Raw genomic sequence first — 26,147 nt, 5'->3', positions numbered from 1 at the left:
GGGGTTTTTTTATTGAATGGATGTTAAATAAATTCTTCCGTCTTTAACAACGCCGCCATACGTCCAATTGTATGTTCTGAGCTTCGGACTGCCGCCGGCTTTCGTAATATAAAACTCCTCGTACGTATGAATCGTCAGATGAGAGCCTTTCTGTGAAAAGCTTTTGACATTCACTTCATTAAATACTTCGGTCGTCCCCTCGCTGTGCAATTTTTTGACCAGTTTCTGCTGATCAGCATACAAAGGGCTCCCCTCTTCTAAATTGCCCGCCATGATGGCAAAATTGTTAAGGCTGACGGCGCTTGATTGATTTGTCAGGTAATCAGTCATAAACGATGTGACTTGCTCGTTTGTCACGCTGCCTGAAGCTGTGTTTCCTTCGGAAGATGCCCATGCTGATGTATAGGTTTTCGGCTGGTCGTTTTTTATTTTTTTTACATTTGTCCCAGAAGAATCTGAGGCAGGGTCAGCTTTTTCGAAAACCCATTTTTTATGTTTTGTATCATATGAGAGTACATAGTGAAAGCTCGGCTCAGCCTCTTCCATATCAGGCTTCGTATTCCCGTCGAAATAAGCAGACTCATGAAGCTCTTTACCCGTAACAGTTACTTGCCAGCGGCCGTTCTCTTGAGAAATCGCAAATGAATCCAGATCAAAGCTTGTCTCTTTATACTGATCCTTCAAAAAGGTGCCGGAACTCTTCATGCCGGATACCACTTCTTTCGTCTGCTCTTTCCAGGCGGAACCAGCCTCGGTCATCTGATCGGTATTTCCGTCTGCCATCGCTTTTGTATACTGTTTCGTTGTTTTGACAATCGTGTCCATGATTGTTTGTTGTGTATCTTGATCCGGGATAAGCGTTAAGTCCACATCAGTACTGTTGATCGGGACATCGGCAGTTTTCATTTTTCCCCAAGGAAAATCAGCCTCCACGGCGGCTGTCATGGAACCGTCAGTTAAGAGCGGACCGTATGTAACGGATGTAAACGGATCTTTATGTACGGACTTGCCGTTTATCAGCAGATCGCCTTTCGCGCTTTTGAAGCTGTCTGCCGGAGTGAATGTCACATCCTCGGCGTCTAACGGCAGGTCAAACTCAACATTCCGGCTGCCGGCTGCCTCTGCCTCTTGCTTTTTGACAACGTCAACCGTCTCATTTTTAAGCTTGGCTTCCGCCGTGTAGACACCCGGTGCATACGGACCGAAGATTTGGGTTTCATCGGCTTTTTTGACCGTACCTGTTTTCTCGCTGTTGATATAAAGATCGGCGCCTTTATAATTGCTGGTGACGCGGAAATAAACCGGATCGACTTTCAGTTCGTAATGGTCAAACAAAAGAAGGGTTTTTCCCTCTTTTTTGACGTATACCGCATCTTTTTCTGATGAATTGCCGCGAAGCGCTGCCAGCAGTTCATCGTGTTTCTTTGCGTATGCAAGGAGCGGTTTGACATTGGTCTCATTCAGCTTCAGTTTTTTGTCTGAAGGAGTGAGCAGGGCTGCGAGCTTTTTCGTGTCCCCGTCATGAACCGCCTGTTCGAATTGATCTGTGAGCCTTTTTTCAGATGTCAGCCAGGCTCCGGTTTTATATGCGGCAATCAATAAGATCAGCGCTGCGGCAATGCCGCCCCACATGAAGAGCGTTTTTTTAGGGATCGGCTTTCTCATTTGTGAAGCAGGTTCAGCCGCTTTTACAGCCGCCTGCCGCTCCAGCCGGCTTCCTTTCCCGATCGGTTTTCCGCATTCTTTACAGAAATGCGCTTCTTCATTGTTCTGCTGGCCGCAATGCTTACAAAAAAACATGACTTTCCTCCTATTCAATCTGCAAAACTTGTATAACTTTTCCTATGTTTCATATTTTATAATAAAGTAGAATGATTTTGGAGTTATTTTCAAAAATAGCTGTCGATCATAACGAAGGAGGAGAAACGGACATGCAAAAACTGAGCATCCGAAAAGCCGCGGAGCCGGATGAAGCGCTGTATGAACTATTGCTGCTGGCCGATCCATCGAAAGAGATTGTCGATGATTATCTTGTAAGAGGAGAATGCTATACGGCTTGGACGTCAGACGAGCTTGCAGGGGTTTACGTTTTATTGCAAACAAGGCCTAAAACGATAGAAATCGTAAACATCGCGGTAAAAGAATCGCTGCAGAACAGGGGATTCGGAAAACAGCTGGTGCGGGATGCCATTGAAAAAGCGAGACAATCGGGGGCTGACACGATTGAAATCGGCACCGGAAATTCCAGTATTCATCAGCTGTCACTCTATCAAAAATGCGGATTCCGCATTCAGGCTGTCGACCATGATTTTTTTATCAGACATTATGATGAAGACATTTTTGAAAACGGCATTCAATGCCGGGATATGATACGGCTTTATTTGGATTTATGATAAAAAGGGCGCCGGCTGATATCGGCGCCCTTTCGTTTAACATTCAAACGGATTGATCCGCTTGTTTCTCTGTATTTCTTTGACTCCCTTGTCTGACTGAAAAAATAGCAAAAACGATCGTAAGGGTCAGTCCGACCGCCGCAAAAATATAATCCGCATTCATCAACAGCAGAAGCCCTGTGTAGACAGCGGCCGACAGCGGTTCACCCATTTTGACAATGGAAAAAATCAGTGCAAAAACCCTTCCGAAATATGCGGCCGGAACCGTCTTTTGGAAATACAGCACCGTTTGCACATCAATATACGAGATGATGATGCCAAGCACCAGGAAAATGATGCACTCAAACCCATGAAGGGGAAAAAACAGCAGCATCATGAGCAGTCCCGCTGCCGTTAACGTCCGCGGGTACAGCCGGTTCAAGCGTTTTGTATTCCATTTGAAAAATACGGCCAGATTGCCCAAAAGCATCCCCGCCTGAAACATTGAATACATGACGGCAAACCATACAGAATAGTTCTGCTGAAAACGCTCCACAGCAAGAATCGGCCCCATTACTGAAATAAGGCCGGCAATGACGAGATTTACGACGAAAAAGTATCCGACCGATGTCAGCCATGCCGCATTTCCTTTCAGCATTCTGTAACCGGCTTTTACATCTTCAGTTCCGTTGCTTTTTTCATTGGGCTGTTCTGAAATACGAATGAACGCGATAAATGCCGCAGAGATCAAAAAAGCAGTGCCGTTTAGGGCAAACAGCATCCCGAACGGAATAGCCGCAATCATGATCCCGCTGATCAATTTTCCGACGATGAGTCCGATCAAGTCACTCGTATTGATCAGAGATGTCGCCTGATCAAGATGCTGTTTGCGGACGAGCAGCGGAATGATCGCGACTTTCGCCGGCGCAAACAGCATCGATTGCAGAGATAGACAAAAGGCGCACACCCCGGCTATCCACACGGTTAATAAATCGTTCGCGCTGAGCACCGCCAAGAGGATCATAATGGCGGCCCGGCCCGTATTGCACAAATACAAGATCGACTTTTTCCGGAATAAATCAATCAGCGGCCCCGCCAGCACGCCAAATGTCAACGGCACGAGTTCGATAAAAGAAATAACGCCGACCAGAATTTTGCTGCCGGTCAATTCCAGCACTAGCAGCGGCAGAGCAATGAGCCAGACCCCGTCCGCTGCTGAAGAAAACACCTGTGCACACCAAAGCTTTGCATAGTTCGGTGTTCGATATGTCATATCAGACCCTTTTTTGATCCTCGTCATCAGAAACACCGCCGAACCATTCCAGCGTTCTCCATGATTCCCGTCTTTCCGTATAATCCTCTTCCATCACCTCAAATACAATACCGGTATCTTGATTCCGATAAAGCTCCTGCAAAGTATCTGCAGCCCGTCTCAGCAGCTCCTCAGCGATTGTCCCTTCACTCGGATGGCGGCCCTCAAAACAGCGGACGCCGCCATGCGGGAACGCAAGCTGGCGAAATGAGCTGAAGTGATAATGCTTAATGCTCTCTTTTATCGAAAGAAACTGAAAGAAATCGGGATATTTCAGCTGATCATTTCTGAACATAAGAGCGGAAGACAAGTGAGTCTGATAGGTAATCGCCCAATGGCACAGATCCCACGTAATACCGACATGCTTCAGATCCAGCTGAACCAGCTCTGTAAAATCCTCAGGATAAATGAAAACCGGATCAAAATCCTCTCCCATATTCCCGATGATCGGAAGGTTTTCCACACCGATCCAAATGTCCGTCCCTTTCAGCTGCTCATCAAACTCCGCGAAAAATTCAATGATTTTTTTACGGTTTCCTTCCAGGTCATAGACTTGAAATTCCTCAACCGTCATAAATTGATTCGCATGAACAGTTATGCCTTTGGCGCCGTATTTCACAGCGAGCTCCGCAAAGTGATAAAGCTGTTTTTTGATGTGATCTTCATGCACATAATCGGCATGATCTGTCGGGAAATGCAGCGTCAATAATGAAGGGTCAAGCTGTTTCGCATATTCCAGCGTCTGATTAAATGTTTTGATATAATCCGCTTCCTCAAAGGAATGGCCGTCAAAAATATTCGCTTCCAGACCGTATCCCGCTTCCACCCATTTCTCATCGATTTGCTTCGGATCAAGTCCGAAAAACGGAATTTGAGCAATCATAGGACAGTCACCATGTTCCTCTCACAAGCATAAACGCTTCCGCAGCGGAAAAACCCGATTTTGCTCCCCATACACGGGCATTATGTTCGATTGCCTGCAAAGAGCGGGGATGAGGGAAGTCTCTGAGCTCGGAGCCGTAACACGCCATCGATTTCAATTTCGTTTTAAGCTCGTCTTCAATATTAACGAAGAAGTTGGCATGAAACTGATCCTTCTGGCAGTAATTCCATTCCGTCGAAGACAATGTTTCATAGGCAAAAACCCGTTTTACCGTATGACCGGGAAGCGGACGGGTTGCCGTCATGACCGCTCTGAATACGACGGAGTGGTCAATATTAATGTCACCGCCGTACTGGGTATACACAATGTCAGGCTGAAAACGATTGATTTGTTTCTCCGCTTCCTTCACGACATCCAGCAAATCCATTGAATCCATTCTGTTATCAGGAAGGTTCAGCCTGACAAAATCATGGATGCCCAAAGTGCTGAGCGCCTGCTCCGTTTCTTGATTAGAATGCTCCATAACGGAATCTTCAGGCTTTTTGTAATCCGTTTTTCTTGATGATTTGCCTTCCGCCATAATGACTGCCGACACGCTGTCACCTTGGCGGACATGTTTGGCGAGCGTGCCGCCGACGCCGATAATTTCATCGTCGGGATGCGCTGCAAATACCATTACTTTCATCATATTGCCCTCCTTTAACTAACATTTCAGCTGTATCCGCTCCGCAGTTCATCAGCATATCGAGCATGGAGAGGTGAGGAATATGCTCCCCGAATAATTGAGGATAGCCAAAATGTCGGATCTGCTGATACTCAATGACAATTCCGTTTCTTTCAAAATCGCTTTCTATTAAATAGTCGGAACCCTGACTGCCTGAATAATAACGGTCCGCCCCCAGCTCCTGACAAAGCGCTAAAACAAAATCGCTTTTTTTCTCCTTCCGGCATTCAAGCTCAGAGACATAACAGAGCGGCGTTTCAATTCGGAGCTCTTTTCGGAAAAATTCAATGATGTGCATATTCAAATCATGGAGATATTCCCACTCCCTCTGATAGACATCTTGAAAAAAATGCTGGTATCGCTCAAAATAGGGAGCTTTCGCATAGTTCATTTTAATCGCCATCCAATGTTTTTTCCGCCAATCCTGTGTCTGGTCGATTTTCATATGCCGAAGCTCTATGTCTTTATATTGTTTCATCTGCAAAGGCACCGTCAGCCATCTGGGGCCCTGCGGCGTTTTGATTCTGTTGCGGTTGAGAAATCCTTTTTTCTCAAATTGAGCTGTGTCATGAATGGCAAACAGATCCGACTTATACATTTTTTCAAAAAAACCGTACCACGGCAGATAACTGGATTGATGGCCGCTTATTGTTTTCATTCCGGTTTCGTAAAAAGTCGGCATTGTTTTTCTTCAGCTCCCCAATATCGTTTCGGTCTTGCGATTTCTTTACTGTGTGAATAGCCAAAATCAGCCCATTGAAGCTTGTGGCTAATGGCGAATTGCAAAGCGTCACGCATCAATAAGTAAGAGGCCTGCGCTTTTTTTCCCGCCAGGCTGTTTATATTCTGCCAATAATAGAAATGAGAGCGGTCATAGAGAAAAATACTGCTGCTGATCAGCGTCTCATCCTGATATGCTCCGACCCAAAACATTCGATCCGCAAACGTGTCAAGCAGTTTTTGGAAAAAGCCCTGGCTCAGCACATAAGCCGCGCCGATTGCCGACGTATGCTCTTTGTAGAGGTCATAAAACGCGCCAAGTTCTTTTCGCCCGATCAGCCGGGTGACAATATTCTCTTTTTCAGCGTATCTGACTGCTGTCCGGGCTTTTCCGGAAATGCCCGTCCAAAGTTCGTCAAACGTGTCCGGAAGCGTAAGGATCCGTGTTGCCTTTTCCGTCCACCCTTCCCCGATTTCTTCTGTAAAAGAAGTCTGACCGTACGGCAGCAGCATCCGGGATATGTTCCGGCCGAATATGGTCTGGATTTCACTTTGAAGCCATTCAAATGAGATGGGGCGATCTGAAATAACGCCGCCGTATCCGATCATATTGCCGGATAATACGCCCTTCTGTTCAAAAAGCGGAAGATAGATGACTTGTCCTCCGTCCGTTGTCAGTCTGACAGGGTGAAATGACGTGCCGGGAAGCTCTTCCATGAGGATTCCCCAATCATAGCTTTGAAACAATCCCGCCTGATACATGTCAGCGGCCCGATCCCATGGCTGGCGGGTCGTGTATACTGCTGTTTTTTGCATAGTTATCACCACTATTCAGTCTTATTCTTTTGCTCATAATATGATAAAACGGATTCGGCTATATATCTGACTTGCTCCTTTTGAAGAGGGGGTTTAAACGGCAGAGAAAGAACTCTCTTCCAAAGCGGGTCTTCCCCGCCTTCCCCCGCGTATGTTTCATAAATCGGAATACGTCCGAGGGGAAGATAGTTCCAGCATGTTTGGATGCCTCTTTCAGCTAAATAAACGGAACACCCGTACCGCTCTTCATCCCGGGGAAATACAATTGTTAAATAATTCAGATGTTCTCCTTCTTGGGGCTGGATCATTCTTATGCCGTTTGTTTCTCCCGCCTTTGCAAAGATTTCTCCCGCCGTCTCTAAGTTTTGGAGCGAAGCTGTTACAAGCTGATCCATACGTGAAAGCTGATCATCAATAATGGCTTCCCTTGCCGGATGCATGCGAAGCACGGGTACAACAGCCGGTTTATCCGGCAGAGCTTCGAGCTTTGTGGCTTTCATGGAAGGCATGGCGCCCGCTTTTCTAAACATATATGAAATGGGATGATACCGTTTCCGTTTCATTACAGCCTGGATTCTTTGATTTCTGATATAAATTCGATAGTCAGCTGCCACTTGGCTGCGCTGTTCCATCGGGAGATTTGCTTTTTGCCGCAGCCATTCTTTCGGCGCGATTAACGCGCCGCCTCCGATACTCGCAAGCGGCTTTGAGGGGCCGAAGCTTAAAATGCCGAAATCGCCCAAACCGCCGGCAAATGTATCCGCTTGTTTTGTAAACATGGCTTGAGCGGCATCATCAATGACAGCAATTCCGTTTTCCTTCGCCCAGTTAATGATAGCGATATTTTCTCTCCGGCCGTATACATGTGTGAGGATAACCGCACACGTACGCCTCGTCGCTTTTTTTTTGACATCCTCAAAAGATAAGGATAGATGCTCATCCAGCTGCGCAAACACAGGCGTCGCACCGGATTGCAGCACGGCATCAATGACATTCGGGCAGCTGAAGGATGAGAAAATCACTTCTTTCCCCGGCCCGGCCCCCGAATAAGTTAATGCGAGCACCAGTGCCGCACTGCCGCTGGAGGTCAGCACGACCCCTTTTCCGTAACGTTTTTCCAGTTTTTCAGTCAGTCCGCTTTGTCCGGCAGTAAGCAAGTGCTTCACCGCGCGCAGACGGCCGCTGACTGAAAACTGACCCGGATAAACGGGATACTTGATCTCTTCCGGGTTTTTAGGAAAGTGAAAGTTTGTGCTTTTGTCTTTCATCTTTTATGATCTCCAGGCCTTCATTCAGACTTACTTTCGGAGCGTAACCGAGCAAACGTTTCGCCTTCTCGATTGACGGCGCCCGTTTAAAAATCTCGATGTCTTTTCCCCTCACGCCGTCTTCGCCCAGCTTTTTAAACAGATAGTTATCCTTCTCTCTGCCTGAGAGCACATTGACTTTTTCAGCCAGTTCTTTTATCGTGATCGGCTGGTCGTTCCCGATATTGAAGTCTTCAAAGACGGCTCCTTCATGAGTGAGAGCGAGATAAGTTCCGGTGACGATATCACTGATGTAGCTGAAGCAGCGTATTTGTCCGCCGTCCCCGTAAAGAGGCAGCTCAGAGCCATTCTCGGCCAGGCTGAAAAACTTGTTGATGACAAAATCCTCGCGCTGTTTCGGCCCGTATACATTAAAGTACCGGACGACCCGAATATGAAGTTCGTCGGAAGCCTGTTCTCTCAAATATTCCTCTGATTGCAGTTTGGCTTTTCCGTAAGCCGATTTCGGAAGCTTTCTGCTTGTCTCGGTATAAGGAAAATCCGGTGAATCTCCGAACACTTCTGAACTCGATGAGAAAAGAAGTGTGCTGATTCCCAATTCACCGCATACCTCAGTGACGTTTTTCGTTCCTTCAAAATTGACCCGTATGACGTCCTCTTCATTGCTTCGGCAGCTGTCCACTCCGACCATTGCCGCCAAATGGACAACCGCATCCGCTCCCCGCAGTGATTCGCGGAGGGACGTCCGGTCAAGGATATCCGTTTGGCGGTATTCAGTGTCAAAAGCCGGCTTCTTTTGGTCTGCAATGATGGTGTGATAACCTTTATCCTGTAATAATGCCGCCAGTTCGCTTCCGATAAAACCGGCTCCTCCGATAATCGCAATATGTTTCATGATCCTACCTCCTGGCTGATAGTCAACACTTCTTTTATAGACTTGACAATATAGCTGCAATCCTCATCTGATAACTGGCTGTAAAGAGGCAGTGATACGATCTCCCGGAAAACACGTTCAGTTACCGGAAGCTCGGCAGGAAAATGTTTTTTATAGTAAGGATGCAAATGCACGGGAATAAAGTGCACGCTCAGCCCGATTTGTTTTTCTTTCATTTTCTCAATAAACAGATCTCTGTCCATACCGCCGTTTTCTCGAATCCGCAAAATAAATAAATGCCATGAGTGCGTTATGCCGCTTGGAATGTCAGAAAGCGGAAGCGCCGCTTTGTCAGATTGGCCTGAAAGTTCACGTACATAAAATTGAGCGATCTGTTCCCGTTTTTCTTGAATGTCGTTTGCGCGCTTCAATTGAACCAGACCGAGCGCGGCCTGAATATCCGTCATATTATATTTAAAGCCCGGCAGTAAAACGTCGTATCTCCAGCTGCCTTTTTCACCGTACCGGTTCCAGGCATTTTTTGTGATGCCGTGCCATCCGTACAGCCTCGCTCTTTCTGCGGCCTGTTCGTCTTTCATGACGAGGGCTCCGCCTTCCCCCGTTGTAATATTTTTGGTGGCATAAAAGCTGAAGCACACGGCATCGCCGTGAGTGCCGATCATGCTTCCGTTATATTTTGTACCGAGCGCATGAGCGGCGTCTTCAATCAGATACAATCCGTTTTCTTTACAAATGGATTGCAAGTTTTCCAGATCAGCCGGATAGCCGGCAAAATGAACCGCAATTACCGCTTTTGTGCGCGGCGTTATTTTCTTCCTGACATCTTCAGGATCGGCACATAGACTTTTCTCGCATATATCCGCAAACACAGGAACGGCTCCGGCGTGCAGAATGACATTGACGCTGGAACAGAACGTGAAGCTCGGCACGATGACTTCATCGCCTTCTCCCACCCCGAGCGCCAATAAAGCCATATGTAATGCAGCGGTGCCTGAATTACAGCTGATGACGTGTTCGGCTCCTATACATTCTCCCAGCTTTTTTTCAAAATCGATTACCTTCGGGCCTTTCGAAATCCAGCCCGATTGAATCGTTTCGGTTACGCTTGCGATTTCTTCGTTTGTCATATCAGGTCTGTGAAAAGAGATAAATCGATTACTAATGACCGTTCCCTCCTATAAAGTGACAACTCTGCAATTGTCGGCTGATTTTTCCTTGCATACATTTCTTGTGTCAAAGATAATCGGTGAGGCATCCTTCAAAATACTGTAGTCGATGACATCGTGATCTGTATGAATGATGATGACGTCGTACTGATTGATTTGTTCTTTTGTGAATGGGACAGATTGTTTGCGGCTTCCGTCGTTCAAGCGGATCTCGCTGATAAACGGATCATGATAATCAATCGCGCATCCCTTGTCCATCAATTCTTCCATTATCGTAAACACTGAGGATTCACGCGGGTCATTTGTATTTTTTTTATAAGCGGCCCCTATTATTAAGATGCTGCATTTGTCTTTGCCCGCCAGTTTCAAAGCATAGTCAGAGACAGAAATCGGCATGTTGGAATTGATTTCGTCCGCGAGATCAATTAATTTTGTCTGCAGCCCTTTTTCATTCGCGATCCATTTGAAGTAAAAAGGATCAATCGGGATACAATGGCCTCCGACTCCGGGGCCCGGGATAAATTTTTGAAAGCCGAACGGCTTCGTGTCCGCCGCGCAGATGACTTCCCATATATCAATATCAAGTTCACGGCAATTAAGCGCCATTTCATTGATAAGAGCTATATTGACATAACGATAAGTATTCTCTAGGAGTTTAGCTGTTTCAGCTACTTCGGGTGAGGTGACCGGGTGAATGCTTGTAACAATGGTGCTGTAAAACGCTGAGGCAAGTTCTGTGCAAGTCTGTGTGGTACCGCCGACTACTTTAGGAATATCTGAAACTTCATATTGCCTGTTGCCCGGATCGATTCTTTCCGGAGAATAAGCCGTAAAAAAGTCTGTTCCTATTTTCATGCCGCGGCTTGATGCCATTCTGTCGGCAATCTTTTTTTTCGTTGTTCCGGGATAGGTGGTGCTTTCTAAAATTAAAAGCTGATGCTGCCTTCCATAAGCGATCATGCTGTCAACTGCACTGTCGATGTAGGTTAAATCGGGGATCTTGTCTTTTTTGTTCAGGGGTGTCGGCACACATATCACAATGATGTCGCATTTTTGGATGAGCGACATGTCGGCGCTGATTTGAAAGCGTTTTGTTTGTAAAGCCGAGTTCAGTCTGTCGTCCTCTATATCTTGAATATGGCTGCTTCCGGCGGCTAACAAGGAAACCTTTTCACTGTTTTTGTCGAATCCGATAACATTGTATCCTTTATCGACACATTCCAGCGCAAGAGGGAATCCCACATATCCCATGCCTAACACGCCTACAATCGCCTGCTTCGTTTCAATCAGATGTAACAGCCGTTTTTGACCAAGGTTGCTGGCTTCTTTTGTGACAGTATTCATTTTTCGCCCCCTAATAGATAGAAAAGAGTATTGTTTTTTACAATTTAAAACAAATATCGATCGATATCGCAATTATAACAAAAGTTAAAATTTGATAAATGAGTTTTACATCCTTTTATAAATTAGGTATTATCTATTTATTTTTCTTTTATTTGTAAAATAAAATCCTGTCAAATGGTATATATCTGGTAACGAGTGAGAAAATCTCCCTTAATTGAGAGAATATACAGAAAATAATATAAAAAAACAGGCCGAAGCCTGTTTTTTTATTCTTTCACTGCCTCAGTTACAGCCGCGGAAACGAGTGATCCCGCTTTCTCTAATCGTTCTTTGCTGATGTGTTTCATATTATCATTCTCGGTGTGATACCAAGGCCCCGGCTCCTGTGTATCGGGGCTGAGCCAAATCCAGTTAGCCGACGGAATCCCTGCTTCATAAAAAGAGACATGGTCTGAGTAACCGAGCTGAATCAGGTTGGGCTTGACCAAGCGGGATTTTTCAGCGGCTTTTTCAGCATACCGGACACTCGGGTTTTCCCTGCCGTCAGGAGTCGTGACACACATTTGACTCGCTTCTTCCCAGTCAGTCGCAATCATATCGGCATTAAAATTGGCCTGGCTGTGCTTTCTTTCATTGTTCGTGAGTGTACTGACGTAATAAGATGAACCCGCAGACCATAATTCTTCTGCACCGAACAGGATAAAGCGGATCTCTTTGTCTTTCGGTATGTGTGTGAATTGCTTGCTGATTTCCAGAACGGCAGATGTGCCTGAGGCGTTATCATCCGCTCCGGGCGCGCCTTTTACGCTGTCATAATGCGCTGTGACATAAATAATATCAGCATCAGAAGAGTTGGCCTGTGCCGCTTTGCGCGTTCCTATAATATTTTGTGAGGTGCGGTTTTTATAGTTTTTAAATTGAATGACTGCCTGCTTTTCCTGCAGCAGTGCTTCACCGTCTTCTTTTTTCATACCCGCCGCCGGTATCGTGATTCCTTTATCGGTATGCGGACGGACGGCGAGCGGTTTTGTTGTCTGATTATAAATAATGACTGCTTTGGCTCCCGCTTGTTCGGCATGTTTGATCTTTTGAGAAACGGGGATCTTTCCTTCGCGTATCACTGCAATCTTTCCTTTGGCTCCTGTTACGTCATCGCGTGATCCGCAGCCGCCGTCAAAAATCCCTCCCTCAATTCTCAGCTCTTTTTCAACAGCGGATTGATCAGCGGAGCGGAGCGGGAATTCATGATCTCCCGCTGTGACTGAACCTGAAAAGTACTTTTTCAATGGAAATGACTGTACTTTGACACTGGCGCCCTGAGCCCGCAGGCGATTCGATATGTATTCAGCCGCTTCCTTTTCTTTCGCAGTTCCGGTTTCCCGCGGTCCGATGGTTTCACTCAGATCATGCATCGTGTCCAATGCCTCATCAGCATCAAAAACCGGCGCAGTCACGGCTGAATAAGCATGAGTTTCGGACAGCGGCCCGGCAGACGCGCCCCATATGACGCTTGCTGCCACCGCGGCTGACATAAATGGAAATTTCATCATAATCCCTCCTCTTATTAACACCTCTTCCCTTTCGATTGAAGAACACTGATTCCTTTAAAAAGGGGAAAAATGAATATTATTGACCAAATGAAGATGATGAAAAAGGAGGGAAAAGCCCGGGAGCATAAAAAAACGCCGGGAGAATATCTCCCGGCGTCCATTCCATTACTTATTCAAGTTATAGAAAGAGTTAATACCGTGGTATTGAGCAGTTTCAGCCAACTGATCTTCGATGCGAAGAAGCTGGTTGTATTTCGCAACACGGTCCGTACGGGACGGAGCACCTGTTTTGATTTGTCCTGCATTAGTTGCCACAGCGATGTCAGCGATTGTGCTGTCTTCAGTTTCACCTGAACGGTGAGAGATAACGGCAGTGTAGCCCGCGCGTTTCGCCATTTCGATCGCATCGAATGTTTCAGTCAATGTACCGATTTGGTTTACTTTGATCAGGATAGAGTTGCCTACGCCGTTTTTGATACCTTCAGCAAGCTTTTTCGTGTTTGTAACGAAAAGGTCGTCACCGACAAGCTGAACTTTTTTGCCAAGACGCTCTGTAAGAAGTTTGTGGCCTTCCCAGTCGTTCTCGTCAAGTCCGTCTTCGATAGAGATGATTGGGTATTTAGAAACCATTTCTTCGTACCAGTCAACCATTTCAGCAGATGTTTTCACAACGCCTTCGCCAGACAGATGGTATTTGCCGTCTTCTTTGTTGTAGAACTCAGAAGATGCAGCATCCATCGCAAGTTTCACTTCTTCGCCAGGTTTGAAGCCGGCTTTTTCGATCGCTTCAACGATTGTTTGAAGCGCTTCTTCGTTAGAACCAAGGTTCGGAGCGAATCCGCCTTCGTCACCTACAGCTGTGTTCATTCCTTTAGCAGAAAGAACTGATTTCAGGCTGTGGAAGATTTGAGCGCCCATGCGAAGCGCTTCACGGAAGTTAGGCGCGCCTACAGGCATGATCATGAATTCTTGAATGTCTACGTTGTTGTCAGCATGCTCTCCGCCGTTTACGATGTTCATCATCGGTACAGGAAGCGTTTTTGAGTTGAATCCTCCAAGGTATTGGTAAAGAGGAATCTGTAAGAAATCAGCAGCTGCGCGCGCACAAGCCATAGATACGCCAAGGATTGCGTTCGCACCGAGTTTGCCTTTGTTTTCAGTTCCGTCAAGCTCGATTAAAAGCTGATCGATTGCGTTTTGTTCAGTTACGTCAAAGCCGAGAAGCTCTGGAGAAATGATTTCGTTTACGTTGTTAACAGCAGTTAACACGCCTTTTCCAAGGTAACGGTCTTTGTCGCCGTCACGAAGCTCAACCGCTTCGTATTCACCTGTAGAAGCTCCGCTTGGCACTAATGCGCGGCCGAAAGCTCCTGTTTCTGTATATACTTCAACTTCAACTGTTGGGTTGCCGCGGGAGTCAAGGACTTCGCGTGCATAAACATCAACAATGTATGGCATGAGTTTGTCTCTCCTTTTGATTTACGCTTATTTTTGAATTAAAGATGTTCCGGTCATTTCTTTCGGTTTTTCAACACCGAGAAGGTCTAATAACGTTGGTGCGAGGTCGCCTAGGATTCCGCCTTCGCGCAGCGTCACGCCTTCTTTCGTCACAATGACAGGGACTGGGTTTGTCGTATGGGCAGTGTGCGGTTCGCCTGTTTCTGTAATCAGAATGTCCGCATTACCGTGATCAGCGGTAATGATGGCATGTCCGCCTTTAGCGATGATGGCGTCAACCACTTCGCCTAAGCATTCGTCCACTGCTTCAATTGCTTTAATCGTCGGTTCGACCATTCCGGAGTGGCCGACCATGTCAGGGTTTGCAAAATTCAGGATGATTGCGTCGTGCTTGTCAGCCGCGATTTCTTTTACAAGAGCATCCTTCACTTCATACGCGCTCATTTCAGGCTTCAAGTCATATGTCGCGACCTTCGGCGAGTTAATGAGGATGCGCTCTTCGCCCGGGAATTCTTCTTCGCGGCCGCCGCTCATAAAGAACGTAACGTGCGGATACTTTTCAGTTTCTGCAATGCGAAGCTGTTTTAACCCGTGCTGTGCTAATACTTCACCGACCGTATTGTCAAGGTTTACCGGTTTAAAAGCCACATATCCGTCAACAGATTCACTGAAGTGAGTCAGGCAGACGAAATACAGGTTTTTCGGATGATTTTCACCGCGGTCGAAATCGCGGAAATCTTTGTTGGTAAACGTGTTTGAAATCTGGATGGCGCGGTCTGGTCTGAAATTATAGAAAATCACAGAATCGCCGTCATGAATTTTCGCAACGGGTTCACCGTTTTCTTTTGTGATGACGGACGGAATGACGAATTCATCATGAATGCCGTTCGCATAAGAATCGTCGACTACATCCATCGCGCTGCGGTAAGACGGGCCTTCGCCGTAAGCCATTGCGCGGTACGCTTTTTCCACACGGTCCCAGCGTTTGTCGCGGTCCATGGAGTAGTAGCGTCCGGAAATGCTGGCGATTTCGCCGACACCGATTTCTTCGATCTGCTCATTCAGCTGCTGAATGTAAGTTTTCGCCGTTTGCGGACCTACATCGCGGCCGTCGAGGAAACCGTGAATATACACCTTCGTCAGTCCTTCACTTTTCGCAAGCTTCAGCAGCGCGAATAAATGATTGATATGACTGTGTACGCCTCCGTCAGAAAGAAGGCCGAACAGGTGCAGCGCTTTGTCGTTGTCTTTCGCGTTTTTGATGGCGTCAAGGAACGTTTGATTGCGTTCGAATTCGCCTTCGCGGATGGCAACGTTCACGCGTGTTAAGCTTTGGTACACAATACGTCCTGCGCCGATATTCAAATGACCGACTTCAGAGTTCCCCATCTGTCCTTCAGGCAGTCCGACTGCTTCGCCTGATGCCGTCAGCGTCTGATGAGGGTATTGGTTCCAATAACGGTCGAAATTCGGTTTTTTCGCTTGTGCGACTGCGTTTCCGACTGTTTCATTGCGTAATCCGAACCCATCAAGAATGATGAGTGCAGCTGGTTTTTTACTCATATTGACCTTCCTCCAATAATTGAACGAATGACTGCGGTTCAAGGCTTGCGCCGCCGACCAAAGCACCGTCAATATCGGACTCTGCCATATATTCTTTAATATTTGCAGGTTTTACGCTGCCGCCGTATTGAATGCGGAGCTTGTCAGCAGTTTCCTGGCTGAAGCTTTCAGCAACGACTTTACGGATATGCGCGCAGACGTCGTTAGCATCTTTCGCTGTAGAAGATTTGCCTGTTCCGATTGCCCAGATTGGCTCGTACGCAATAACGGAAGCGGCAACTTGCTCTTCAGAAAGACCCGCAAGACCTTTTTTCACTTGATCGGCAACAAGATCATTTGTTTTTCCGGCTTCGCGCTCTTCAAGCGTTTCACCTACGCAAATGATCGGCACAATGCCGTGTTTGAAAGCGGCATGCGCTTTTTTGTTAACTGTTTCATCAGTTTCAGCGAACATTTCACGGCGCTCAGAGTGGCCGATGACGCAGTAATCCACGCCAAGGTCTTTCAGAGCGACCGGGCTGATTTCACCTGTGAACGCACCGTTTTCTTCAAAATGCATGTTTTGGGCGCCGACTTTCAGGTCAGTTCCTTTAACAGCAGAAGTCAGCTTTTCTAAGAAAAGAGCTGGTGCGCAAACAACGGCTTCCGCTTTGTCTGCTGCTGGAATGGAAGATTTCACTTCTTCAACGAAGCTGACAGCCTCGCCGAGTGTTTTGTTCATTTTCCAGTTACCGGCTATAATTGGTTTTCTCATCTGTTCCACTTCCTTATAGCAGTTTTTATTTATCGTTCAGCGCAGCTACACCTGGAAGCTCTTTGCCTTCCATGAATTCAAGGGATGCTCCGCCGCCTGTTGAGATATGGCTCATTTTGTCAGCAAGGCCGAATTTTTCAACGGCTGCCGCAGAGTCTCCTCCGCCGATGACAGAGTATGTATCGTTTGCCTCTGCCAATGCTTCAGCCACTGCTTTTGTGCCTTGAGCGAACAAGTCGATTTCGAATACGCCCATCGGTCCGTTCCATACGACAAGTTTGCTGTTTTTGATAACTTCAGCGTACGTTTCGCGGGTTTTCGTTCCGATGTCGATCGCTTCTAAATCACTTGGGATCTCAGAGATCGGCACGATTTGGACGTTTGCATCGTTAGAGAAATCATCAGCAACGAGAACGTCTTCCGGCATATAGAATTTAACGCCTTTTTCTTTCGCGCGGTCCATGAATGATTTTGCAAGTTCGATTTTATCTTCTTCAAGAAGAGATTTACCGACTTCATAACCAAGCGCTTTTACGAATGTGTAAGCAAGACCTCCGCCGATGATCAAGTTGTCCACTTTATCAAGCAGACTTTCGATTACACCGATTTTGTCTTTTACTTTCGCGCCGCCGATGATTGCCGTAAACGGGCGCTCAGGATTTGTCACGGCTTTGCCGAGAACGTCAAGCTCTTTTTCCATCAGGAATCCTGCAACCGCCGGCAGATGCTCGGCAATTCCGGCTGTAGATGCGTGAGCACGGTGGGCAGCACCAAATGCGTCATTGACATATACATCCGCAAGCTCAGCAAATGCTTTAGCAAGCTCAGGATCGTTTTTCTCTTCACCAGGGTAGAAACGTACGTTTTCCAATACAAGAACGTCTCCGTCCTTCATATCAGAAATTTGTGCTTTTACAGCATCGCCGTAAGCTTCATCCGCTTTTTTCACTTCTTTGCCGAGCAGTTCGCCTAAGCGTGCAGCGACAGGAGTTAAACGAAGCTCCTCAACCACTTCGCCTTTCGGGCGGCCTAAGTGGCTCGCAAGAAGGACTTTCGCGCCTTGGTCTGCAAGGTGTTTGATTGTTGGAAGCGCAGCGCGGATACGAGTATCGTCTGTTACTTCCCCGTCTTTCATTGGAACGTTAAAGTCAACGCGGCAGAATACGACTTTGCCTTTTACGTCGATGTCTTTTACTGTTTTTTTATTCATGCCTTAGGAGATCCTCCTTCAAAATGGTTTGCATAGCACGAAAAACGTGAAACGTGAAACCGCCTCATGATGCTTCCGCCGCGGGGCAGATTGCAGCTTCCGGGCACGGGGCAGATCGTCTTCTGAGCCAGGGCAGGCGGCTCAGAAAACGAAAGTGCCGCGGAAACTTCAAAACGCGGACGTTCTGCAGCAATCCGGCGCTTTCTGAAAGCCGGTTCTCATGGAAAAAGGGAAAGGGAGTCCGTCCCCTTCCCTTGTCCGCTTTCATTATAGCGTTTCTGTCCGAAAGAACCAAGTCCGGCCCTTTCCGGGAGCTATGAATTAAAGACCTTGTTTTGCGATGTAAGCTGCAAGGTCAACAACGCGGTTAGAGTAGCCGCTTTCGTTATCGTACCAAGAGATTACTTTTACCATGCTGCCTTCCATAACCATTGTAGAAAGAGCATCGATTGTAGAAGAGTTAGCATTGCCGTTGTAGTCTCCGGATACTAATGGCTCTTCGCTGTAGCCAAGGATTCCTTTAAGATCGCCTTCAGCCGCTTCTTTAAGAGCTGCGTTTACGTCTTCAGCCGTTACGTCTTTGTTCAGTTCAGCAACTAGGTCAACAAGAGAAACGTTTGGAGTCGGCACACGCATAGCTCCGCCGTTCAGTTTGCCTTTCAGTTCAGGAAGAACAAGGGAAACTGCTTTAGCAGCACCAGTTGATGTAGGAATGATGTTTTCAGCTGCTGCACGCGCACGACGGTAGTCTTTGTGCGGAAGATCAAGAATTTGCTGATCGTTTGTGTAAGAGTGAACAGTTGTCATCATACCGCGTTTGATGCCGAATTTGTCGTTAAGTACTTTTGCAAACGGCGCAAGGCAGTTTGTTGTGCAAGATGCGTTAGAGATAACATGGTGGTTAGCCGCATCGTATTTGTCTTCGTTAACACCCATAACGATTGTGATATCTTCTTCGTTAGCAGGTGCAGAGATGATAACTTTTTTCGCGCCTGCTTCTAAGTGTTTCGCAGCGTCTGCGCGTTTTGTGAAGAAACCAGTAGATTCAACTACGATTTCAACGCCTTGTTTGCCCCAGCTGAGTTTCGCAGGATCGCGCTCAGCAGAAACTTCGATTGTTTTGCCATTAACAACAAGGTTGCTGCCGTCAACTTTAACTTCTGCATCTAATTTTCCGTGTACGGAATCATATTGTAAAAGATGAGCAAGCATGTTAGCGTCTGTTAAATCGTTAACCGCTACTACCTCAACTTCAGGATTGTTTAATGCTGCGCGGAATACGTTACGTCCAATACGACCAAAACCGTTAATACCGACTTTTACTGCCATGATTATTTCCTCCTTTAAATAAGTGAGAGATATTTATATTGAGGGACTGTTATCCCTTAATAACTTCTTTGCGGCTCCTTCGTCCGTGACGAGAACCGTGTTTCGCTGCTTTTTAAAATAAGCTTCGATTGCTTCTGCTTTTGATGATCCGCCCGCTACCGCGATAATGTCGGGAATGGCATCGAGGTCATCGAGCTGCATTCCGACTGAATGCACCTTGTGAACGACTTCTCCGTCCGCATTAAAGTAGTAGCCGAATGCCTCTGTCACCGCATGATTGTCATCTATTTTCTTCAAATCTTCCAAAGGCGTGTTTCTTCGCTCCGCCATTGTTCTAGCTTCGCCGATTCCGTGAACGAGCATACTCGCTGATTTAATCGTGTGAAGCACCTCTTTTACGGAAGGTTCTTCAATAATAGATGAGTAGGCGCCTTGTGACAGCTGTCCGGGAACGAACAAAAGCCGGTAAGTGCCTGAAGCCTTTTCCGCCATATGCGCGCATATGGTGTTCGCCTGGTTTTTCACATCTTCGCCTAAACCGCCTCTTGCGGGAACAAACAGGAGCTCGCGGTTTTTTGAATCCGGCGTCATCATATCGGCGACGGCTTCAATTGTCGTACCGCCGGTTACAGCGACGATATTTTTGCCTGAAAATCTCTTTTTCATACATGCAACGGCCGCTCTCCCTAATTCTTTTTTGACCCAAGGAGATTGGTCGCTGTCTCCGGAAACGATAATGGCGTCTTTCAGATTAAGCCGCTCTTTTAATGTCTTTTCCAGAAGCGTCAATCCTAAAACATCCTTCATCGTATCTTCCAGAATCGAAAGCAGTGAATAGCCCTCTTCCGTCATTGTCATGCCGTTTGTTTTAATATCGATGAGATTCTGTTCTTTCAAGAACTGAACCTCGCTTCTGAGAACGCGCTCGGTCAATCCGAGACTGGCTGCAAGACTTCTGCGGCCGATCGGTTCGGTAAGCCTGATATACTGCAAGATTTCAAATCTTTTCTGCATCACAAGCAAAAGATCAGGCAATAATTTTTTTTGAGCTTGTATTAACTGGTTCATGACTCAAACGTTCCTTCCTATTCATACTGGACAGAAAATGTCCCGCTATGACAAAAAACGTCCCATCATAGCCAAAAAAAATTATGTCTGCTTTCTTTAATTATTTTAACAGGATGACATTGTTAATTCAACTGTTAAAGGTCAATTCCTCGACATTCTTCGCAGGATTTTCCAGTATCTCCTTGATAAAGTCATTATATACAGAAATGGAATGAAGGTGACAGACAAAAGCCCGCCGGAGCGGACTTTTGTCGTAAAACGCTTTCATTTTATCCAGAGTTTTTCTATTTCTTCTAATGATTTATTTTTCGTCTCAGGGCAGATCGTCACGACAAACAAGAAACAGAGAATATTAATGACGGCGAATATCCAGAAGGTGTACGCGAGCCCCAACCCGCTGATCATCATCGGCACGAACTGGCCGATCGCCCAGTTGGCCCCCCATAAGAATATCGTCGCAATACCGGCGGCGCGTGCGCGGAGGTGGTTCGGAAAGATTTCCGAAATCATGATCCACGTAATCGGCCCGACTGATACGCAGAAAGCGGCGACGAATCCCAATATGATGACGACTAAAGCCGGACCGCTCGCCAGCTGAAAATAAAAGGATGCCCCGATTAAGATCATGAACAGCGCCATAAAGGCAGATCCGACCCCCATCAGCTTTTTCCGGCCTACCTTATCGACTAAAAGAACCGCGATAATGGTGAAAATCACTTCAACGACACCGACGATGCATGTCGTGATAAACCCCGCATTCTGTCCGAAGCCCATCATTTTGAAAATTTCCGGCCCGTAATACGTAATTGCGTTCATACCGATGACCTGATTGAATAAAGCCAGCAGAATCCCGATCACAAGCGCTTTTCTCAGCCCCGGTTTAAACAGCTGAGACAATGAACCCATTTTTTCTAATTGTAAAGACGTTTCGATTTGTTTGATTTCTTCTTTCGCGGTCTGCTCGCCGTTAATGCGCGTCAGCACGGCGAGGGCTTCATTCCGGCGCCCCGCTTTCGCAAGCCAGCGCGGACTTTCCGGTACGATAAGCAGCACGATAAAAAAGATGACGGACGGAATCATGCCGTAAGCGAGCATCCACCGCCAGCCGGTGTGCACTCCCCATTCATATGAGCCGGATTGCTGGACGGCGAGGTTAATAAAATAAGTGCCGGAAATCCCTAATATCGTAAACAGCTGATACAGTGAAGACAGACTGCCGCGTATGGCCGGCGGAGCGGCTTCGGTAATATACGTGACAGAAAGCGAGGAGCCCATGCCGATTCCCAGACCGCCGATGACTCTGGCGATCACTAAGGAAGACACACTTTGAGAAAGCGCAGAGACAACCGCTGACACCGCAAACAACAGCGCCGCTGCCATCAAAATCTTTCTCCGTCCGAAACGGTCACTCAAAAATCCGGAAATCCCGACGCCGAAAACACCGCCGATCATAATGCTTGAAATCACGAGCCCTTCCATAAAAGGACTTAAGCGGTACAAATCTTTCAGGAAACCGATAGCGCCGGAAATCACCGCCGTGTCATAACCGTACAAAAGCCCTCCCAGTCCGGCCGCGCATGAGATGAGAATGACAAACCACTTGGAATGCTGCCGAGTGACAGGTACATTTGAGCCAATTGGTGCCGGGTGATTCTTCATGAATTTTACCCTCCCGCGAATAATAGAATAAAAACGCTTACAAAACAGAGTGCGGCGCTTGATGTTGCTTTGTTTTCTTCAGAATCGCCACATTTGTACGTACTTATAAAGAATTTTATCTAAAAATAAGGGAAATTAGTACGTACAAATAAAGAATAAGCAGTTTTTCATAATCTGTCAATTATTTTTACAGCTTGATGAAAGGGCTTACTATGTTATACTGGAATTTGTCCGTATACATTTTGGAGGAATTGATATGCTACCGAAATATGCTCAAGTAAAAGAAGAAATTTGTTCATGGCTGAATCAAGGAAAAATACAGCCTGACGAAAAGCTGCCTACGGAAAATGAGCTGATGCAGCAGTTCGGCGTCAGCCGCCATACCATCAGAAAGGCGATCGGAGATTTGGTCTCGCAGGGGCTGCTGTACAGCGTTCAGGGCGGAGGCACCTTCGTCGCTTCACGCACGGCGAAATCAGCCATGCATTCAAACAAAACGATCGGCGTCATTACAACGTACATATCAGACTATATTTTCCCGAGCATCATCAGGGGAATTGAATCTTATTTAAGCGAACAGGGCTATTCCATGCTGCTGACGAGCACCAACAACAATACAGAAAGTGAGCGGCGCGGCCTTGAAAACCTGCTGTCCAAAAATATAGACGGGCTGATTGTCGAGCCTACAAAAAGCGCGCTGCAGACGCCCAACATCGGCTACTATCTCAATCTGGAGAAAAACGGCATTCCGTTTGCCATGATTAACGCCTCTTATGCGGAGCTGGCCGCACCAAGCTTTTCCGTCAATGATGTCAAAGGCGGCATGATGGCTTGTGAATACGTCATGTCCCTCGGCCACACGCACATTATGGGAATCTTTAAAGCGGATGACACGCAGGGCGTCAAACGGATGAACGGCTATCTTCAGGCGCATCGGGAGCGCGGGATTTTCCCGTCTCCGGACATGATCGTGACTTACACGACTGAGGAAAAAGAAACCGTGCTTCTCCAAAAAATTAAGCATACCCTTGAGCAAAACAGCGGGTCACATCCGACGGCCATTCTTTGCTACAATGACGAAATTGCGCTGAAGACGATTAATCTTCTCAGGGAATTCGGGTTAAAGGTGCCTGATGACGTATCGGTCATGGGCTATGACGATTCACATTTCGCCCAGATTTCCGAGGTGAAGCTCACCTCTGTCAAGCATCCGAAATCCATTATGGGGAAAGCGGCGGCAAAATACGTCATCGACTGCTTAGAGCATAAAAAACCGAAGAAGGATGACGTCGTGTATGAACCGGAACTCGTCATCCGGAATTCCGTCAGGCGGATCGGCGAATAAAAAAAGCAATGTGCGCGGCACATTGCTTTTTTTGCTCAGCTGTTTTTTAATTCGGCAATGATTTCAAATGATCTCATTCTGTCGGCATGCTCAAAGCTTTCTGAATTCACCATGATTTCATCCGCCTGTGTTGTCCGGATGAAGCTTTCCAGCTTTTCCTTCACACGCTCCGGTCCGCCGACGATCGTTGAACTGAGCTGTTCATTGACCATCGCTTTTTCATACGGTGACCAGATTTGATCCATGTCTTCAACAGGAGGCTTCAGCTGGTTCGGCGTGCCGCGGACGAGGTCTAAAAATCTTTGATAATGCGATGTCGCCAGATGCTCCGCCTTTTCATCCGTATCGGCGGCAATGACGGTGACGCCGACCATCGCGTACGGTTTATCCAGTACGTCTGACGGACGGAAGGAGCTGCGGTACAGCTCAAGGGCGGGCACGGTGTTTTTCGGTGAGAAGTGAGCCGCAAAGGCGAACGGAAGGCCGAGCTCTCCCGCAAGACGCGCGCTGAAGCCGCTCGATCCCAAAAGCCAGATCGGCACGTCCAGCCCTTCGCCCGGAATGGCGCGGACTTGATTGCGCACATTGCCTGTCGGTCTGAAGTAATTTCTCAATTCTTCAAGCTGCTCCGGAAAATCTTCCCCGCTGTTTATGTTTCTTCGTAAGGCTCTCGCCGTTAATTGGTCGGTTCCCGGCGCGCGTCCGAGCCCCAGGTCAATTCGCCCCGGATATAACGTTTCAAGGGTTCCGAATTGCTCCGCGATCACAAGTGAAGAATGATTCGGCAGCATAATACCCCCAGAACCGACGCGGATTTTTTTCGTGCCGCCGGCGATGTGGCCGATCAGCACCGCCGTTGCCGAGCTGGCGACGCCTTCTATATTATGATGCTCCGCAAGCCAATAGCGGTTATAGCCCCACTCCTCGGCGCGGCGCGCTAAATCCATGCTGTTGCGGAACGATTCAGCAACCGTTCCCCCCTGTACGACCGGCGATAAATTCAATACGGAAAACGCAGTATCTTTCAATGTATGTTCAGCCATCGTTTTCTCCTTTATGGTTTAGTGTAAGCAGATCTTAAACAAGGTCTCTACCACACACCTTACCACAGCTTTTCCCGTGAGTTAAACAATTTGATTCGATGATATTCGAACAATCAGTCAGCGGTCGTCACTAGTGAACTCTGTATGAATGAATCTATTACATTCAGATATGGTGAGCTTTTCATCCTATAAAAGTGAAAATCTATCGTTGAAAGAACAAACCCAATAATGTTAAGATATGTATGATATTGAATAGGAAGGAAGTCATTGTCTATATGCGTAAAAAAATCTTAATGGCACTCACAACAGCTTTACTGGCAGCAATCTTCTTTACAGGAAACACCGATAAGGCATATGCCGCAGACTTTTATTCCGGCACTCAGCAGCATTTAAATGTAAGCGGATTTACCGATGCCTCCTACTACACGAAAAAAGCGAAAACTGTCGATTTTACTCTCAGTACAGCGTATCCGTCAGATCGAACTTTTAAAGGAAACCTATACTTACAGCGAAAGTCCGGAAAGAAATGGACGACTTGTAAAAAAACAACCTTTTCTTTCTCAGTAAGGGTGACTAAGTCTTTCTCTTTAAAAGGATGCAAGACAGGTTATTATCGTGTCAAAGCTACGTTCAGCGGTTCAAAACTTGTCAATACGACAAACTCTTTTAAAATTAACCGATAAGATTCAGGGCCCTATGATGATTAGGGTCTTTTTTTATTCGTTCTTTGTGAGTTCCTGTGCGATTTGAATAAAAAGTTTTGCCGCCAATGAAGCCTCCTTTATAGAAGGAACGGCAAGCAGAACATCACGGTACACCGCCTGATTGAGTTCCCTTGTCACGACATTTTCCGGCAGCGATATTCCCGACATAGACATTTGTGATAATATCGCAATTCCCAGCCCCTCTTTGATCATGCTGATGGACGTATTGACGTTGTAAACAGTAAATGCGGCAGTCAGCACAGATCCTGCCTCCTTAAACATATCAATAAACGGTGATTCGTATCCTCCGTCACAGATGATCATCGGCTGGCGGTCAAGATCTTTCAGAGTGATTGACTCACAGCAGCAAAGCGGATGATCATTTCTAAGCACGACGGCCATTTTATCTTTTTTCAGCGGCAGATATTCCATGTCTTCCGTAGGAAAAAGAGTGATCCCCACATCTATTACCCGGGAGCGGAGCCATTCCTTTACTTCGTTAACCGTTCCTTCATGAAGCACCAACTCAAGCTTCGGATACCGTTTTTTAAACACGCTGATCAGCTTTGGAATGAAATAAGCGGAAGCGGCCGGAAATGTGCCGATGTGAATCGTTCCCTGTTCAAGCCCTCTTTCCGCGGCCGCCAGCTGCTCGGCTTTTTCTATGCCTTTGAGCACCTCTCTGATATGGACGAGAATTTTTCCGCCCGTGTCCGTGAGCCTTACGCCGTTGCGGCGCTCGCGGATGATCAGCTTGATGCCGAGCTCTGACTCAAGCGCAGAGATGGCATGGCTGACAGCGGGCTGCGTCATATTCAGCGCCTGCCCCGCTTTTGTAAAGCTTCCCGTTTCAGCGATTTGAACAAAAACCCGCAGTTGTGTAATCGTCATAACGTTTTACTTATGCTCCTTATAAAAAAGATTCATTTTATTTATCTTACTGATTACCGTATCATATGATGGA

23 protein-coding genes are annotated in these 26,147 nt (G+C 46.8%); 3 read left to right on the top strand and 20 right to left on the bottom strand.

Translation table 11 applies throughout. The features are described 5' to 3' along the window. Window positions 1-9 precede the first annotated feature (9 nt). Entirely contained in the window at window positions 10-1,800 is a 1,791-nt protein-coding gene (locus NQS30_RS02095) for a zinc ribbon domain-containing protein (RefSeq protein ID WP_218791379.1), read from the bottom strand. Between the two features lie 131 nt (window positions 1,801-1,931). On the opposite strand from NQS30_RS02095, the gene NQS30_RS02090 reads away from it, so the two are divergent. Continuing rightward, window positions 1,932-2,393, top strand: a complete 462-nt coding sequence (locus tag NQS30_RS02090; RefSeq protein WP_007409969.1) for a GNAT family N-acetyltransferase — start codon at window positions 1,932-1,934, stop codon at window positions 2,391-2,393. Between the two features lie 43 nt (window positions 2,394-2,436). On the opposite strand, the gene NQS30_RS02085 is transcribed toward NQS30_RS02090, so the two are convergent. From NQS30_RS02085 to araE, 17 genes are all read right to left on the bottom strand, one after another. Then, window positions 2,437-3,672 carry an MFS transporter gene (locus NQS30_RS02085; RefSeq protein ID WP_218791380.1) on the bottom strand — a complete coding sequence of 412 codons (1,236 nt, stop codon included), beginning with the start codon at window positions 3,670-3,672 and terminating at the stop codon, window positions 2,437-2,439. Then, complete coding sequence (locus tag NQS30_RS02080; RefSeq protein ID WP_218791381.1) at window positions 3,647-4,567, bottom strand: TIM barrel protein; 921 nt, start codon at window positions 4,565-4,567, stop codon at window positions 3,647-3,649. The genes NQS30_RS02085 and NQS30_RS02080 overlap by 26 nt, the downstream gene beginning before the upstream one ends. 7 nt (window positions 4,568-4,574) lie before the next feature. Beyond that, window positions 4,575-5,252 carry a PIG-L deacetylase family protein gene (locus NQS30_RS02075; protein WP_218791770.1) on the bottom strand — a complete coding sequence of 226 codons (678 nt, stop codon included), beginning with the start codon at window positions 5,250-5,252 and terminating at the stop codon, window positions 4,575-4,577. Beyond that, window positions 5,215-5,973, bottom strand: coding sequence for a WbqC family protein (locus NQS30_RS02070; RefSeq protein ID WP_007409964.1), 759 nt, complete (start codon window positions 5,971-5,973; stop codon window positions 5,215-5,217). The genes NQS30_RS02075 and NQS30_RS02070 overlap by 38 nt, the downstream gene beginning before the upstream one ends. Then, window positions 5,946-6,827, bottom strand: a complete 882-nt coding sequence (locus NQS30_RS02065; protein WP_218791382.1) for a GNAT family N-acetyltransferase — start codon at window positions 6,825-6,827, stop codon at window positions 5,946-5,948. Before NQS30_RS02065 ends, NQS30_RS02070 begins: the two co-directional genes overlap by 28 nt. Window positions 6,828-6,838: 11 nt before the next feature. After that, window positions 6,839-8,095 (bottom strand): aminotransferase class V-fold PLP-dependent enzyme, encoded by a 1,257-nt coding sequence (locus NQS30_RS02060; RefSeq protein WP_218791383.1) that lies wholly within the window; start codon window positions 8,093-8,095, stop codon window positions 6,839-6,841. Further along, window positions 8,061-8,990 (bottom strand): NAD-dependent epimerase/dehydratase family protein, encoded by a 930-nt coding sequence (locus tag NQS30_RS02055; protein WP_122504204.1) that lies wholly within the window; start codon window positions 8,988-8,990, stop codon window positions 8,061-8,063. Before NQS30_RS02055 ends, NQS30_RS02060 begins: the two co-directional genes overlap by 35 nt. Beyond that, complete coding sequence (locus tag NQS30_RS02050) at window positions 8,987-10,117, bottom strand: DegT/DnrJ/EryC1/StrS family aminotransferase (protein WP_012118481.1); 1,131 nt, start codon at window positions 10,115-10,117, stop codon at window positions 8,987-8,989. Before NQS30_RS02050 ends, NQS30_RS02055 begins: the two co-directional genes overlap by 4 nt. Before the next feature lie 48 nt (window positions 10,118-10,165). Beyond that, a complete protein-coding gene (locus NQS30_RS02045; RefSeq protein WP_043020631.1) occupies window positions 10,166-11,500 on the bottom strand; it encodes a nucleotide sugar dehydrogenase in 1,335 nt (444 codons plus the stop codon). Between the two features lie 266 nt (window positions 11,501-11,766). Continuing rightward, window positions 11,767-13,047, bottom strand: coding sequence for a M28 family peptidase (locus NQS30_RS02040; protein ID WP_122504205.1), 1,281 nt, complete (start codon window positions 13,045-13,047; stop codon window positions 11,767-11,769). A 168-nt stretch (window positions 13,048-13,215) separates the two neighbouring features. Next, a complete protein-coding gene (eno, locus tag NQS30_RS02035; protein WP_007409956.1) occupies window positions 13,216-14,508 on the bottom strand; it encodes a phosphopyruvate hydratase in 1,293 nt (430 codons plus the stop codon). Between the two features lie 27 nt (window positions 14,509-14,535). After that, the gene (gene gpmI, locus NQS30_RS02030; RefSeq protein ID WP_003151620.1) at window positions 14,536-16,071 is read right to left on the bottom strand and encodes a 2,3-bisphosphoglycerate-independent phosphoglycerate mutase; all 1,536 of its coding nucleotides are present in this window, start codon (window positions 16,069-16,071) and stop codon (window positions 14,536-14,538) included. Next, complete coding sequence (gene tpiA / locus NQS30_RS02025; protein WP_003151618.1) at window positions 16,064-16,825, bottom strand: triose-phosphate isomerase; 762 nt, start codon at window positions 16,823-16,825, stop codon at window positions 16,064-16,066. The genes gpmI and tpiA overlap by 8 nt, the downstream gene beginning before the upstream one ends. Before the next feature lie 25 nt (window positions 16,826-16,850). Then, on the bottom strand, window positions 16,851-18,035 hold the full coding sequence (locus NQS30_RS02020; protein ID WP_003151616.1) for a phosphoglycerate kinase: 1,185 nt from the start codon (window positions 18,033-18,035) through the stop codon (window positions 16,851-16,853). A 321-nt stretch (window positions 18,036-18,356) separates the two neighbouring features. Then, the gene (gap, locus tag NQS30_RS02015; RefSeq protein ID WP_003151611.1) at window positions 18,357-19,364 is read right to left on the bottom strand and encodes a type I glyceraldehyde-3-phosphate dehydrogenase; all 1,008 of its coding nucleotides are present in this window, start codon (window positions 19,362-19,364) and stop codon (window positions 18,357-18,359) included. Between the two features lie 33 nt (window positions 19,365-19,397). Next, window positions 19,398-20,432 (bottom strand): gapA transcriptional regulator CggR, encoded by a 1,035-nt coding sequence (gene cggR / locus NQS30_RS02010; RefSeq protein WP_003151607.1) that lies wholly within the window; start codon window positions 20,430-20,432, stop codon window positions 19,398-19,400. A gap of 264 nt (window positions 20,433-20,696) precedes the next feature. Continuing rightward, on the bottom strand, window positions 20,697-22,091 hold the full coding sequence (gene araE / locus NQS30_RS02005) for an arabinose-proton symporter AraE (protein WP_003151605.1): 1,395 nt from the start codon (window positions 22,089-22,091) through the stop codon (window positions 20,697-20,699). A gap of 256 nt (window positions 22,092-22,347) precedes the next feature. On the opposite strand from araE, the gene araR reads away from it, so the two are divergent. Beyond that, complete coding sequence (araR, locus tag NQS30_RS02000) at window positions 22,348-23,436, top strand: arabinose utilization transcriptional regulator AraR (protein WP_020956364.1); 1,089 nt, start codon at window positions 22,348-22,350, stop codon at window positions 23,434-23,436. Between the two features lie 35 nt (window positions 23,437-23,471). Here the strand turns inward: araR and NQS30_RS01995 are convergent, their stop codons facing one another. Next, on the bottom strand, window positions 23,472-24,479 hold the full coding sequence (locus NQS30_RS01995; RefSeq protein ID WP_218791384.1) for an LLM class flavin-dependent oxidoreductase: 1,008 nt from the start codon (window positions 24,477-24,479) through the stop codon (window positions 23,472-23,474). Between the two features lie 275 nt (window positions 24,480-24,754). Here NQS30_RS01995 and NQS30_RS01990 point away from each other — a divergent pair, with 275 nt between their 5' ends. Continuing rightward, window positions 24,755-25,162 (top strand): hypothetical protein, encoded by a 408-nt coding sequence (locus tag NQS30_RS01990; protein WP_174737126.1) that lies wholly within the window; start codon window positions 24,755-24,757, stop codon window positions 25,160-25,162. 33 nt (window positions 25,163-25,195) lie between these two features. Here the strand turns inward: NQS30_RS01990 and NQS30_RS01985 are convergent, their stop codons facing one another. Beyond that, entirely contained in the window at window positions 25,196-26,074 is an 879-nt protein-coding gene (locus tag NQS30_RS01985; protein ID WP_218791385.1) for a LysR family transcriptional regulator, read from the bottom strand. Window positions 26,075-26,147: the final 73 nt, after the last annotated feature.

The sequence above is a fragment of the Bacillus sp. B1(2022) genome (assembly GCF_040259625.1).
GTDB lineage: Bacteria > Bacillota > Bacilli > Bacillales > Bacillaceae > Bacillus > Bacillus velezensis.
The sequence above is the reverse complement of the archived record's forward strand: the minus strand, read 5'-3'. Positions and strand labels throughout refer to the sequence as shown.

Bases quoted from the DNA above. Each gene is read 5' to 3' on its own strand.
- NQS30_RS02080 (WP_218791381.1), bottom strand. From the start codon at position 4,567: ATGATTGCTCAAATTCCGTTTTTCGGACTTGATCCGAAGCAAATCGAT.
- NQS30_RS02065 (WP_218791382.1), bottom strand. From the start codon at position 6,827: ATGCAAAAAACAGCAGTATACACGACCCGCCAGCCATGGGATCGGGCC.
- NQS30_RS02095 (WP_218791379.1), bottom strand. From the start codon at position 1,800: ATGTTTTTTTGTAAGCATTGCGGCCAGCAGAACAATGAAGAAGCGCAT.
- NQS30_RS02045 (WP_043020631.1), bottom strand. From the start codon at position 11,500: ATGAATACTGTCACAAAAGAAGCCAGCAACCTTGGTCAAAAACGGCTG.
- NQS30_RS02060 (WP_218791383.1), bottom strand. From the start codon at position 8,095: ATGAAAGACAAAAGCACAAACTTTCACTTTCCTAAAAACCCGGAAGAG.
- NQS30_RS02090 (WP_007409969.1), top strand. From the start codon at position 1,932: ATGCAAAAACTGAGCATCCGAAAAGCCGCGGAGCCGGATGAAGCGCTG.
- NQS30_RS02085 (WP_218791380.1), bottom strand. From the start codon at position 3,672: ATGACGAGGATCAAAAAAGGGTCTGATATGACATATCGAACACCGAAC.
- gap (WP_003151611.1), bottom strand. From the start codon at position 19,364: ATGGCAGTAAAAGTCGGTATTAACGGTTTTGGTCGTATTGGACGTAAC.
- NQS30_RS02020 (WP_003151616.1), bottom strand. From the start codon at position 18,035: ATGAATAAAAAAACAGTAAAAGACATCGACGTAAAAGGCAAAGTCGTA.
- NQS30_RS01990 (WP_174737126.1), top strand. From the start codon at position 24,755: ATGCGTAAAAAAATCTTAATGGCACTCACAACAGCTTTACTGGCAGCA.
- araE (WP_003151605.1), bottom strand. From the start codon at position 22,091: ATGAAGAATCACCCGGCACCAATTGGCTCAAATGTACCTGTCACTCGG.
- NQS30_RS01995 (WP_218791384.1), bottom strand. From the start codon at position 24,479: ATGGCTGAACATACATTGAAAGATACTGCGTTTTCCGTATTGAATTTA.
- NQS30_RS02040 (WP_122504205.1), bottom strand. From the start codon at position 13,047: ATGAAATTTCCATTTATGTCAGCCGCGGTGGCAGCAAGCGTCATATGG.
- NQS30_RS02055 (WP_122504204.1), bottom strand. From the start codon at position 8,990: ATGAAACATATTGCGATTATCGGAGGAGCCGGTTTTATCGGAAGCGAA.
- NQS30_RS02075 (WP_218791770.1), bottom strand. From the start codon at position 5,252: ATGAAAGTAATGGTATTTGCAGCGCATCCCGACGATGAAATTATCGGC.
- cggR (WP_003151607.1), bottom strand. From the start codon at position 20,432: ATGAACCAGTTAATACAAGCTCAAAAAAAATTATTGCCTGATCTTTTG.
- araR (WP_020956364.1), top strand. From the start codon at position 22,348: ATGCTACCGAAATATGCTCAAGTAAAAGAAGAAATTTGTTCATGGCTG.
- NQS30_RS01985 (WP_218791385.1), bottom strand. From the start codon at position 26,074: ATGACGATTACACAACTGCGGGTTTTTGTTCAAATCGCTGAAACGGGA.
- eno (WP_007409956.1), bottom strand. From the start codon at position 14,508: ATGCCATACATTGTTGATGTTTATGCACGCGAAGTCCTTGACTCCCGC.
- NQS30_RS02070 (WP_007409964.1), bottom strand. From the start codon at position 5,973: ATGCCGACTTTTTACGAAACCGGAATGAAAACAATAAGCGGCCATCAA.
- gpmI (WP_003151620.1), bottom strand. From the start codon at position 16,071: ATGAGTAAAAAACCAGCTGCACTCATCATTCTTGATGGGTTCGGATTA.
- NQS30_RS02050 (WP_012118481.1), bottom strand. From the start codon at position 10,117: ATGACAAACGAAGAAATCGCAAGCGTAACCGAAACGATTCAATCGGGC.
- tpiA (WP_003151618.1), bottom strand. From the start codon at position 16,825: ATGAGAAAACCAATTATAGCCGGTAACTGGAAAATGAACAAAACACTC.